Source organism: Metabacillus sp. GQ13, from assembly GCF_059758525.1.
This window is the reverse complement of sequence record NZ_JCAXET010000020.1, coordinates 42,183-54,629: the sequence shown is the minus strand read 5'-3', so window position 1 is coordinate 54,629 and position 12,447 is coordinate 42,183. Positions and strand designations below refer to the sequence as shown.

The 12,447-nt window shown below is 35.5% G+C and carries 9 protein-coding genes and 1 pseudogene; 8 read left to right on the top strand and 2 right to left on the bottom strand.

What is annotated here, in order from left to right:
• The first annotated feature begins 151 nt into the window (after positions 1–151).
• The 8 genes and pseudogenes from AC6CHR_RS21120 (at position 152) to AC6CHR_RS21085 (ending at position 8,101) form a co-directional block, all read left to right on the top strand.
• Positions 152–829, top strand: a complete 678-nt coding sequence (locus AC6CHR_RS21120; protein WP_498251008.1) for a hypothetical protein — start codon at positions 152–154, stop codon at positions 827–829.
• 864 nt (positions 830–1,693) lie between these two features.
• Positions 1,694–2,479: an SDR family oxidoreductase gene (locus AC6CHR_RS21115; protein WP_498251007.1), complete on the top strand. Its 786-nt coding sequence runs from the start codon at positions 1,694–1,696 to the stop codon at positions 2,477–2,479.
• Between the two features lie 289 nt (positions 2,480–2,768).
• Positions 2,769–3,401, top strand: a complete 633-nt coding sequence (locus AC6CHR_RS21110; RefSeq protein ID WP_498251006.1) for a TetR/AcrR family transcriptional regulator — start codon at positions 2,769–2,771, stop codon at positions 3,399–3,401.
• 11 nt (positions 3,402–3,412) lie between these two features.
• Positions 3,413–4,330, top strand: coding sequence for an ABC transporter ATP-binding protein (locus AC6CHR_RS21105; RefSeq protein WP_498251005.1), 918 nt, complete (start codon positions 3,413–3,415; stop codon positions 4,328–4,330).
• Positions 4,330–5,934, top strand: a complete 1,605-nt coding sequence (locus AC6CHR_RS21100; protein WP_498251004.1) for an ABC transporter permease — start codon at positions 4,330–4,332, stop codon at positions 5,932–5,934. The genes AC6CHR_RS21105 and AC6CHR_RS21100 overlap by 1 nt, the downstream gene beginning before the upstream one ends.
• A 248-nt stretch (positions 5,935–6,182) precedes the next feature.
• Positions 6,183–6,581: pseudogene (locus tag AC6CHR_RS21095) on the top strand (DUF3231 family protein); the annotation flags it as partial.
• A gap of 39 nt (positions 6,582–6,620) precedes the next feature.
• Positions 6,621–7,118: a DUF3231 family protein gene (locus tag AC6CHR_RS21090; RefSeq protein ID WP_498251059.1), complete on the top strand. Its 498-nt coding sequence runs from the start codon at positions 6,621–6,623 to the stop codon at positions 7,116–7,118.
• A gap of 125 nt (positions 7,119–7,243) precedes the next feature.
• A complete protein-coding gene (locus tag AC6CHR_RS21085) occupies positions 7,244–8,101 on the top strand; it encodes an MBL fold metallo-hydrolase (RefSeq protein ID WP_498251003.1) in 858 nt (285 codons plus the stop codon).
• Between the two features lie 138 nt (positions 8,102–8,239).
• Here AC6CHR_RS21085 and AC6CHR_RS21080 read toward each other — a convergent pair whose 3' ends face one another.
• Together AC6CHR_RS21080 and AC6CHR_RS21075 are read right to left on the bottom strand one after the other, a co-directional pair.
• Complete coding sequence (locus tag AC6CHR_RS21080) at positions 8,240–9,586, bottom strand: ABC transporter substrate-binding protein (RefSeq protein ID WP_498251002.1); 1,347 nt, start codon at positions 9,584–9,586, stop codon at positions 8,240–8,242.
• 91 nt (positions 9,587–9,677) lie between these two features.
• A complete protein-coding gene (locus tag AC6CHR_RS21075; protein WP_498251000.1) occupies positions 9,678–12,335 on the bottom strand; it encodes a putative bifunctional diguanylate cyclase/phosphodiesterase in 2,658 nt (885 codons plus the stop codon).
• Positions 12,336–12,447 lie beyond the last annotated feature (112 nt).

Here is a 12,447-nt window from a genome sequence, read left to right as displayed (position 1 = left end):
TGAATAGATTTAATAATCAATAAAGTAGACCAGAGAACAGAGTCTAGCTTGAGGTGATAATTGCTGTCAATTTCACAAGAAATAAGTAGACAATTTCCTTTCAGTAACCAATACTATTAGAATAATCAGATATCTGGAGGCGAATGAAAAATTGAAAAAAAGATTAGCTTGTATTCACGCTCATTATTCGAATATCGAGTATATAGAAAATGCACTTTCACCCTTTGATCTAGAACTGACTCATTTTGTTGACCCAGCATTGATGGAACGAATTTCATCAGATGACAATTTTTCAGTAGTAGACGCTCAAAAAAAAGTCAGGGAGCAAATTGAGTGGATTGCCGAAAGTAAAGTGGATGCGATCCTTATTACATGCACTAATTATATTGTAAACTTACAGGAAGACCAATTATCAATAAAGGTACCGATTATTAAAATTGATGAACCTTTCTTTGATTATATTATTAATGTTAATAAACCTCAAACACTCCTATTTACAAATCCTGCGACAGTTGAAGGTACGTTACAACGAATAAGAAATTATGCGAATATTCATAAAGGGACTCTAGACATAGAGGCATTGGTCATTAACGATACGTTTGACTTAATCATGCAAGGCTTAAAGGAAGAATACAATAAAGAAGTGTATAAGTTTATACAACAAATCATTCAGGATGAAAAGAGAGTCATCTCCGTTGCCCAACTTTCTATGGTTGATTCGGCTGAGCAAGTTGAAAATAAGACAAATAAGACTATTATGAACCCTTTGAGTACATTGATTCCTTCAATTGTAAGTCAATTAAAATTAAAGAAGAAAGTTAATTCGTAACGGACGCTGCTTTGAAAAAGCTAAGAAGGGTCTTTGCAACAGTAGTTGTTCTTTAGGCCGAAAGCTGTTAGAGAAAATCAGATTAGATAGGAGACTTACTGATTTTCTGCACAATGATTTCTAATAGAAAAATATGTAAAAGGGGGGGGATAGGCAACGCTGACTATATCTTAGCGTTGCCTATTTGAGGTGTTACTGCAAAGGATAATTCCTATGAAATCTTGTTTTGTATAATAAGAAAATATCTTTGCTATTTATGTAAGTGTCAACGGTGTGAAAATGTGATTAATTCATGGATGCGTTTTGAGAGGTCTTTATAAGTTTCTTCTGAACAGTACAACGTAGTTAAACTATTTATAAATGCAATCAACATCCTCAAATCCACTTTCTTCTAACTAGCTCAATTGGTCATTAAAAGTGGACATCTTATCCAAGTTTGTTCGTTCATATGCTGAATAGATTTCTTCTTTTGATAATCCACTGTTTTCAAATTTTTGTTTCTAATCCTTTTTATAAAGCGTATCAATGAAAGGTGTGTGTCCTAAAAATTGGTTAGCATTTAGGAAGAATCCTCCCTTGTTTGCCGAATTCACTCTAGAAGTTTGATTAGTTAATGTACAGGGAATATGAATAAAAATTTAATAAAAGAAATTTTCTACATAGACCCAAAATATTGTGGATATTCTAATAGGTGTACTTAGAAAATCCTTTAGAAGAAGGGTTGAATCTAGACTAAGAACTATTAGCTAAAGTATTTATTAGGATAGGGAATCAAGTGAGATTACTAATTTAGTTTTATTCCGTGCTACTGAGGGAGGTTCCCTAACAAACTTAAAAAAATCCAAAAGAGAGAGGAAGATATAGATGAGCAACCGTTTTAATGAAAAAGTAGTATTAATTACTGGTGCTGGCTCTGGTTTAGGTCAAGCATCAGCATTACAAGTAGCAAAAGAGGGTGCAAAACTATCATTAGTAGATATAAATAATGCTTCTTTAGAGGAAACAAAAAGGTTAGTTTTAGAAGTAGAGCAAGAAGCTGAGGTGCTTTTAATTACAGCAGATGTTTCTAATGAAGAAGAAGTTAATCGTTATGTGAATAAAACGATAGAAAAATATGGAAAAATTGATGGGTTCTTTAATAATGCAGGGATTGAGGGCAAACAGGGTCTAACTGAAGATTATGGTATAGACGAATTCCGCAAAGTAGTTGGAATTAACCTAAATGGTGTATTCTTTGGGATGAAATATGTACTAGGAGTAATGAAAAAACAAGGCTCCGGATCTATTGTTAATACAGCCTCTGTTGGAGGTATCCGCGGTGTTGGTAATCAGTCAGGGTATGCAGCAAGTAAGCATGGTGTTGTAGGTTTGACAAGAAACTCTGGTGTTGAATATGGACAATACGGTATTAGCATTAACGCGATTGCTCCAGGTGCTATTATGACACCAATGGTTGAAGGTTCATTGAAACAAATAGGTGGAGATAATTGGGAAGAAGCAGGAAAAGAGTTTGTCAGTGTCAACCCAATGAAACGTTTTGGAAGACCAGATGAAGTAGGACACTTGGTTGCCTTCCTATTATCAGATGAGGCCGAATTTATAAATGCTGCTGTTATTCCAATAGATGGTGGACAATCTTATAAATATTAATAGGAATTCTATTAGGGCTACTCCATATTATTAGGAGAGCCCTTTTTTTTATGGGTGAAACTGAAGCTAGTGGTCGGCATTTATCTTGAATAATGAGTTCAATATTTGTCTTACTACCAATATTCATGACTGAATCATTATGATTTGGTCTTTTTTGTTTTATTTACACTCATTTTTTAGTCTAGAGGAATTTAAAGTAAACGTTGACCAGTGTGGTCTAGAGTGTTATTCTACTATCGACCAATGTGGTCTAAAGTAAGATGAATATGTATATATTACATCATAGGGAGTGAGTGTTATTAATCAAACCTTTCAAAACCTTGAACATCTAAAACAACAGAGAATAATTAACGCTGCACTCAAAGAGTTTGCTGAAAAAGGTTATGAGCAAGCATCAACAAATCAAATTGTAAAAAATGCTGGGATAGGAAAGGGAATGCTCTTTTACTATTTCAAAAATAAGAGAGAACTATATTTATATCTAATCGATTACTGTCTCGATATTACACTCAATGAATATTTACACCTTGTTGATACAAACGAAATGGACTTTATTGACCGTATGAGGCAAGCATCTCAAATCAAGGTGAGGTCCTTTACGGAAAAACCAAATGTTTTCTATTTTATGGGTTCCCTTTTATTAACGAATGAGTTGGAGTTACCAGTTGAGTTAGAGACACGTATGGAAGAATTGCAAAGACTTGGATATTCGAAACTATATGACAATATTGATACTAGCCTTTTTCGTGATGACGTAGATGTGAATAAAGTTTACAAGCTTATTCGATGGTCGATTGAGGGTTATCAGAACGAGTTAACAAACCGTCTCAAAAGTGAAAGATTAACGTCCATTGACTTAGATCCATTATGGGATGAATTCTATGAATATCTAGACATATTGAAAAAAAGCTTTTATAAATAGGGGGAGTTTAAATGTCCATTTTAAAAATAACAAACTTAACGAAAAAATTTGGAAAGTTTACAGCTCTTAACGGTGTTAATCTGGAAGTGCACAAAGGCGAAGTTTATGGTTTCATCGGTCCTAATGGAGCTGGAAAGTCAACTACGATAAGGGTGCTACTAGGTATTTTAAAGGCTACAGGAGGAAAAGTAGAGATCTTTGGTAAGGATGCTTGGAAGGATGCAGTAGAAATACACAAGCGCATAGCGTATGTACCGGGAGATGTCAACTTATGGCCGAACTTAACTGGTGGAGAGGTTATTGATCTATTTATAAAGTTACGCGGGGGACGTAACAATGGCAGACGGGAAGAACTGATTAGGAAATTCGACTTTGATCCCTCCAAGAAATGTCGGACCTATTCAAAAGGAAATAGACAAAAGGTTGCTTTAATAGCTGCTTTTTCATCTGATGCGGATTTATATATTTTAGATGAACCAACATCGGGTTTAGATCCATTGATGGAATTGGTTTTTCAGGAATATGTACTTGATGCCAAGGCTAAGGGGAAAAGTGTTATCCTTTCTAGCCATATTTTATCTGAAGTAGAAAAATTATGTGACAGAGTGGGTATTATTCGGCAAGGGGAAATCATTGAATCGGGAACGTTAAATGAGTTACGCCATTTAACGCGAATAAATTTACTTGTTGAAACGAAGCACCCAGTTACATCATTAACCGAATTAAACGGTGTTCATGATATAAAGGCGAAAGGTCAAGCACTCACATTTCAAGTCGATTCAGAAGAATTAGAGAGTGTAATCCAATATATAAGCCAATTCAGAGTGACAAAATTAGAAAGCGCACCACCAACTTTAGAAGATTTATTTATGAGGCATTATGGTGAGTCAGGGCAAACTTCGAATGCGGGAGTAGGAGGTAGATCATAATGTCAAAGCAGTTATTCAACAATACTGGTAAACTATCGCGTTTAATTTTACGTCAAGATCGGATTCGTATTTCTATTTGGTTACTAGCTTTATCAGTCATGACAATTATGATTGCTTCGGCATTTACGGATTTATACCAAACAGACGTTGAAAGACAGGCAATTGCTGAAACAATGAAGAATCCTGCTATGACTGCAATGCTCGGTCCTGGCTATGGAATAGATAACTATACTAATGGAGCAATGATGGCACATCAAATGTTACTTTTTACTGCAATCGCCGTTGCCATTATGAGTATTTTACTTGTTGCTCGTCATACTCGTACAAATGAAGAGGAAGGTCGTATTGAAATGATACGCTCATTACCTGTTGGTCGTTTGTCTAATTTAAGCTCAACGATCATTGTTCTATTTAGTACGTATGTGTTATTAGCTTTAGTGATTGGCTTTGGATTAGCGGCTTTAGGTATTGAAAGTATCGATCTGAAAGGGTCTCTTTTATATGGAGCTGCTTTAGGTGCAACAGGGATATTTTTCACAGCTATCACAGCTTTATTTGCGCAGCTTTCAGAGAATACTCGAGGTACGATTGGGTTATCTTTTACCGTATTAGGTCTTGCGTATTTAATTCGTTCAATCGGGGATGTAGGAAACGACACACTTTCTTGGTCCTCACCACTTGGGTGGGTATTGGGAACTGAGGTGTATGTCAATAATTATTGGTGGCCAATTGCTTTAACCGTCGGGGTTGCACTTGTCATCATTGTACTTTCTCTTTATTTGAATGCAATCCGAGACTTAGATTCAGGTTTCTTACCATCAAAGCCAGGTAAAAAGTATGCATCTTCCTTCTTAAGAAGTCCTATTGGTTTAGCTTATAGGCTTCAACTATCTGGAATCATTGCGTGGGCAATAGGAATGTTTATTTTAGGCGCTTCATATGGATCAGTTCTCGGTGATTTAGATGCCTTTATGAAAGAGATAGAAATGATTGGTGAGATTTTCTCATCCGAAGGAGGTTACTCATTAACAGAGCAATTTTTAACGATGTTGATGTCTATTATCGCAATGATTTGTACGATACCGACTCTGATGGTGGTTTTGAAGCTTAAAGGTGAAGAGAAAAAGAATCGAACAGAACATCTATTAGCACGTGCGGTATCGCGTACTCGGGTGTTGGCTAGTTATTTTATCATTTCCTTCGTTGTTGGAATTGTCATGCTTACATTAGCTGTGCTAGGAGTGTGGTCGGCCGGGTCAGCAGTAATGGATGATCCGATATCTCTAGGTACTATGTTTAAAGCAGCAATGGTTTATTTACCGGCAATGTGGGTGATGGTAGGTGTCGCCATATTGTTTGTTGGATTTTTACCCCAAGTGACTGGATTGTCATGGTTGTATTTAACATATTCATTTATTGTTGTTTATTTAGGAGGATTACTTCAATTTCCAGAGTGGATGAGTAAGTTATCACCTTTTGGGCATATTCCGAAAATTCCAATTGAAGACATGGACTATTGGAAAATGTCGATATTGACAATTGTTGCGGTAATTATCATGGTTGTAGGCTTCATTGGCTATAATAAGCGTGATCTTGAAGGGTAAGTAAATAGCATCCATCTTTAATGAGACTGGATATGATTCAAATACCCCATTATAAAAGTATAAGGTGCATTCCGTTATTTAGGATTGTACCTTTTTGTTGTTCTTTTCATCAATAAAATTAGATAAATTTTGCTGAAAAGGGAGAACATATTTATAACACAAGGTAATGGGGGTTAAATCCAATGGAGACGAAACATATTCCTTTAACAGCTACGGAGATTACATTTTTATAGACTACATATCAAGCAGATAGTATGTCAATTTGTGTATTTCGTTATTTTCTACAAAATGTTAACGATGATAAAATTAGTAAGTTAGTAACACATGCATTAGATATATCACAGCAACATGTTGAAATGATCAGTGAAATTATGTCGAAAGAAGATATGCAAATTCCACTAGCTTTTACTAAGGAAGACGTCCATTTGAAAGCAAAGCGCTTATTTTCAGATGAATTCTATTTAATCTATCTTAAAAATATGGTAAAAGGCGGATTGGCTAACTATTCGAGGGTATTACCAAATATTTACCGTAATGATATCTTATCATATATTACAAAGAGTATTGCTTCAACTGTTGACCTAAATAATCAAGTTACAAATGTTTTATTAGAAAAGGGATTTTCTGTACGTCCGCCAAATATCCCAGTCCCAAAGGATATTGAATTTGTTCAAAAGCAATCTTTTATGTTGGAGGGTCTTGGAAATGGGCGACCGCTTACTGGATTAGAAGTTTCCTCTCTTTATTCAAATTCTCAAACAAACCATCTAGGGGTAGCTTTAGCTACAGCTTTTACACAGGTGGTTGAATCAGAAAAGGTGAGGGCATTTATTTTAAGAGGGAAAAATATTGCTTTAAAGCATATTCGAGTGTTCAGTGATTATTTAACCTATCATTCACTATCAGTTCCTATGTCATTGAATCAAGGAATTACAGACTCAATAGAACCACCCTTTTCAGATAAATTAATGACCTTCCATTTTAGTTTAATGAATTATTCAGGTGTGGGAAATTATGGTGTAGCGATTTCAGAGTGCCAAAGAAGTGACTTAGTTATAGATTATTCTCGTTTAATGACAGAAATTTTAAAATACGCTGAAGACGGTGTGAATATAATGATAGCCAATGAATGGCTAGAAAAACCACCCACTGCTATAGATCGGAAAAAATTGGCGAATGGGTGAGCATAACGGTCAATTCAGTAACGCTTTTAATGTGAGATGACTGCTAGTAAACATTAAATAAAGATCTGTAAATGTGGAACAATAGCATCGTTATGGTTACATTTCAATATTGAGGAGGTTGTCATATGGAAAAGGATATGGAATATGGTGCTGATTACAAATACATCCCGACGACTTCAATAGGTAGCGGAGTAGGAATCCAGGTTTTACCGGATGTACTTAGTCATACCATCCAAATCGTTAATATTCAATTAGTTGGAATGCCTGGCACAAACGAATTTGTATTGATTGATGCAGGAATGCCAGGTTCGGCTGAGGAAATCATTGCAGCTACTGAAGACCATTTTGGGGGAAATAACCGCCCAAAGGCGATTGTTTTAACACATGGCCATTTTGATCATGTTGGAGCAATTATTGAACTAATTAAACATTGGGACGTTCCTGTATATGCGCACGAGTTAGAAATGCCATTCCTAACGGGACAAATGAGCTATCCTGAACCAGATCCATCAGTCGAGGGAGGCATGGTGGCAAAGATGTCCTCAATGTTTCCTAATGAATCGATTAATCTAGGGAACCATGTAGAATTGTTACCTTCTGATGGCACTGTTCCATATCTGCCTGGTTTTAAGTGGGTTCATACGCCAGGTCATACACCAGGACACGTTTCTTTATTTAGAGAAAAAGACCGGTTATTAATAGCTGGGGATGCTTTTGTTACAGTTAAGCAGGAATCACTCTATAAGGTATTAACACAAGAACAAGAAATAAGTGGACCTCCAAGATACCTTACAACAGATTGGAAAGCGGCCAAGGAATCAGTGGTTAAATTAGAGGCGTTGAAACCAGATGTTGCTGTTACTGGTCATGGATTGCCAATGTCTGGTAATTTATTATCGCAGAGTTTAGAAAAGTTAGTCCGCGAATTTGACAGTATTGCTCGTCCAGACTATGGGAAGTATGTGGATGGAAAAATACACTAAGAGTTTGTATATGCTAAAAAAACGATACTTTTTATTAAGTAAGCTGAAAGGGATTGGGAAATAAACGGTGATAGTGTTTAGGGAAGTAAAGCAAAGGGGAGATTTCAATCACTTCCCTTTGCTTCCCTAGTTCGATTATTACTTCTCTATGTTTTCTCGTAATATCTTTTGTTCTTGTCCTAAATTCTGGTTTAGATCTTGTGTAATCTTTTCAAGTATTTGACTTGGTTCAACATTCCATTCAATTCCTGAATCAATATGTTGCTGCCAAATTTGCTCTGACTGTTCATCTAGTGGGGTGATAAATCGTTCATTGGTTTGACTCATGATTTCTATATTGGTCTTCTGAATTTGTTGACCCCCAAAAAAAATACTTTCGTGGTTTCCGTTTATTTGGTTATTCCGAGCGGGCAGAATGCCTGGAACAGACCCTGAAAAGCCATGTTTGATTAACTTAAAAGAAAAGAATTCAATAAATTTCCATGCTGCTTCCTTCTGGTCACTTGCTGCTGGAATGGAGAGAATAGAACTGTTGGTCCAACCGAATACATTAAATGGAAGTCGTGTAACCCGCCACTTTCCTGCTTGCTCTGGCGCCAACTCACTCAATTGCTGGGCTCCGTAAGTTCCTAAATAAATCATCGCTAATTTGTTCTCACGTAAAGCTGCTAATCCCTCAGGAGTATAAAGATCATATTTACGGAATAACTCAGATTGGTATGCTTTCTGTGATAACACAATCGCTTCATTAATAAGCTCTGTGTTAAGTTGAAAATTGTACTCGTTATCGTAAAATGAGGAGGCACTTTTATAAATGTTGATAATTTCATTAGGCCACTGCATAATCGAAGTGCCATCCTTATTTAGGGTTTCTCCTATTTTTAACCAATTGTTTGGATTCTCCATGAATGTTGCTAATTCCTCAGGTTCTGAAGGGAAACCGTATTTCTCCAAAATATCCTTCCGATAATAGGTGACTAGTGGTGAGGTTGAAAAGGGTATCCCAATTAGCTTTTTATTATTGACTGCTGTTCCTGTCTGCCAAAGTGCTTCTGGGAATTGTTTTTGATACTCATCTGCATTGAATGGCACTTGAGTTAAATCCTGAAGTCCGTTGATATCTTTAAAGTTTCTGAATTGGTTACTATCAAATGACATAATATCTGGGACATTCCCTGTTACCAATGCGTTAAGATAGACTTCTTCATATTCGCCGTAAGAAAATGCCTTAACATTTATCTTTATATTTGGATAGAGTTTTCTAAATTCTGAAATGGCGTGATCCCATCCACCTTCATAAAACGACCATAATGTTAACTCAATGGGTTCGTTTGTATTTACTTCCTTTTCTATGTTTTCTTCCGTTTGACCTTTAGCTAGGGGAGGACGAGAGTCTTCTTTTGTTTCGCGTCCTACACAACTTGTCAATGTACTTAATATTAAAATGAATGTTAGAATTCTAATAATATGTTTCTTTATTCCCATTTATTTCACCTCGCCTTTAGCAATAATGTATAGCGGAGCGGATAAGAATCACATCCTGCACTAAATATAGTTTAATCATGCTAAAGTTCACTTAACTGTTTTCTTGTAAAAAAGTTTCAAACTGATGACTATTTAAAGGTTTACTGTAGAAATAGCCCTGTAATTCGTCACATTCCATCTGGAGAATATATTCAAGTTCTTCCTTTGTTTCAACTCCTTCAGCAACTACATTAAGATCTAAACTATGTGCAAGGGTTACGATCATTTTTACGATGGTCTCTTTCTTTTTGTCCTTATCAATATCGCGGATGAATTCTTGGTCTAGCTTTACTTCTTGTATAGGAAGGTTTATCAGATGATTTAACGAAGAAAAACCGATTCCAAAATCATCTATCGAAACAGATATTCCCATGGTTTTTATTTTTCCAATTTTTTGAATAACATCATCCATTTCTTTAATAAAGAGACTTTCTGTAATTTCTATTTTTAAATATTTAGCTTCTAACCTTGATTTTTGCAAAACCTGTTCCAGTAATGAAATAAGGTTATCCTGATGGAAATGTTTTGCAGAAAGGTTAACTGCTACGGGTATTTTAGGAAAGCCTTGGTCTTGCCATTCTTTATTTTGTTTACAGGCCTCAAATATGCCCCACTCATCTATATTTATAATCAGTCCTAATTCTTCTGCTAATGGAATAAATTTACCTGGTGATACAATACCTAATTGTGGATGGTGCCAACGGATCAGTGCTTCCATTCCAGAAATCCTACTAGTTTTTGAGTTGATTTTAGGTTGATAATACATTTCAAATTGCTTTTCTAATAATGCTCCATGGAGTCCATGATCAAGGAGCATTCTTTCAGAAAAGGAATCCTCCATTTTTCTATTGAAGAAGTTAGCACGATTTCCTCCTTGTTCTTTTGAGCTATACATGGCTATATCTGCACTTTTAACAAGAGAATCAATATCTACCCCATCCTCAGGAAAAAGACTCACCCCAACACTTCCGCTCATATACAAGGTATTTCCTTTTAGGGTAAGGGGTTTAGCTAGCAATGAGAGAATACGTTCTGTTTCATCTTTCATATCTTGTTTGACTACATTGTCTACTACCAATACGAATTCATCTCCACCCAAGCGGAAAACCTCTCGATTTTTCGTTCGTAACGTAAGCAGCCTTTTTGATATCTTTTGCAAAAGTAGATCTCCTGCTAGATGGCCCAATGTATCATTTATTTGCTTGAAACGATTTAAATCCAGAAACATGACAGCAATGATATCCCTTTGCTTGTTACTGATCCCAATTCGTTTTGATAAATGCCGTTGAAAGTGGAGACGATTTGGCAACTTCGTTAATGGATCATAGTAAGCAAGATTATATAGTTCTTCCTCAGACATTTTTAATGTTACTGCCTGATCTTCTAATTTCCTATTCATAGAATGGATTTCTTGGAACATTTTCGTTAGTTTTTTAGACATATGCTTAAAGTTATCAATGACAATACGCATTTCTGTGATATGTGTTTTTGGCCAATTAATAGCATCCATTTGTTCGAGTTTCCTTGGTAACCCTGTTGTAGCGTCTGATAGACGGTTAAGAGTTTTAACGAAACTACGATTAAATGCTAACGCTAATAGGATTGAAGCTGCTACGAAGAATAGGATAAATCGGAACTGTTTCATTAAATCGTGAAAAATCTGCATTTGAAAGTTATGAATAGGAAATAGAATATAAAGATTAACATCAGCGGAATCAATTGACCTTTCAAAAATTAAATTTCCGATCGCCCACTTAGTTAATTCAAAATTGTTCTTACTACCAGAAGGAATTGATTCATAAAAATCTTTTGAAATTTCCTGATTTTCATTTGTCTGTTTCCAATCAAATACTTGTTGATTGGATATCGCCTTGTCGTTTGATGCAAGAACCTTCTGATTTTGATCAGTTATGACTATATGAAAAACCTTATCTGCATTGCTATTCCTTATTATGATCGAGTCCAAATAACCAATCTGAATCAGGCCATTTAACTTTAAGCGCTGAATATCCTTTTCATCCCATTCATCTAATTCTTCCACAATATTATTAGCACTATTGTTTGCTAATTGTTTAGAGGTTGTTTGGACCGCGTCATAAGCATTCCAGCTGTTTAGAAAAACATTCATTAAAAAAGGCAATGTGACGGCAATGGTTACAATATGAAATACAATTTGATAAAGATTTACTAGGTACTCTTGTGGACGATCTGGGTTTAGTAATCTTTGAAAAGGGACATATGTTAATAAAATATCAGCGATAAGAGCATTAAATAAGCCATTTGTTATATAAAAAATGATCAAAAAAGGAATGGTCACATCAATTAGTTGTGAGGATGTAAAATGGGAAAAGATGATAAATCCGATAGGACCGCCAATGATAATCCAGAATAACAGATCATAAATAAATAGATTCATTTTTAACTTAAATTGACGAATGTAACTAACAAACAGTATCTCTAGAATGGGAATAATGGTTGTCCACATAGGAAGTTCAGTGAATAAGGTTGTGATGATATATATTCCTACAACTGTAGGTAAGGCAAGCCTACGTGTAAATAAAGAGATCATTAACAATAAGATAATACTTGTAAAGTTAAAAGTAATACCAAAAATGAAGCCGCTCTCAATTATTAGTAATATGGCTGCTAACGTAATTAGAATTAAGAACAATACAATTCTCCGCACAGCTGTGGATTTCATGGACTTCATCTTCAGGCTAATCCTCCCTAAATAAACCGATAATTTGAATATAATGGTGTACCGTTATAGTGAATGTGGACAAAATGAACGAACTTATATCGAATAGAATATGTTGAACGTT

What these genes read in the sequence shown, in the direction of transcription:
- AC6CHR_RS21115 (WP_498251007.1), top strand. Translation starts at nt 1,694, where the DNA reads ATGAGCAACCGTTTTAATGAAAAAGTAGTATTAATTACTGGTGCTGGC.
- AC6CHR_RS21105 (WP_498251005.1), top strand. Translation starts at nt 3,413, where the DNA reads ATGTCCATTTTAAAAATAACAAACTTAACGAAAAAATTTGGAAAGTTT.
- AC6CHR_RS21100 (WP_498251004.1), top strand. Translation starts at nt 4,330, where the DNA reads ATGTCAAAGCAGTTATTCAACAATACTGGTAAACTATCGCGTTTAATT.
- AC6CHR_RS21090 (WP_498251059.1), top strand. Translation starts at nt 6,621, where the DNA reads ATGTTGGAGGGTCTTGGAAATGGGCGACCGCTTACTGGATTAGAAGTT.
- AC6CHR_RS21085 (WP_498251003.1), top strand. Translation starts at nt 7,244, where the DNA reads ATGGAAAAGGATATGGAATATGGTGCTGATTACAAATACATCCCGACG.
- AC6CHR_RS21080 (WP_498251002.1), bottom strand. Translation starts at nt 9,586, where the DNA reads ATGGGAATAAAGAAACATATTATTAGAATTCTAACATTCATTTTAATA.
- AC6CHR_RS21075 (WP_498251000.1), bottom strand. Translation starts at nt 12,335, where the DNA reads ATGAAGTCCATGAAATCCACAGCTGTGCGGAGAATTGTATTGTTCTTA.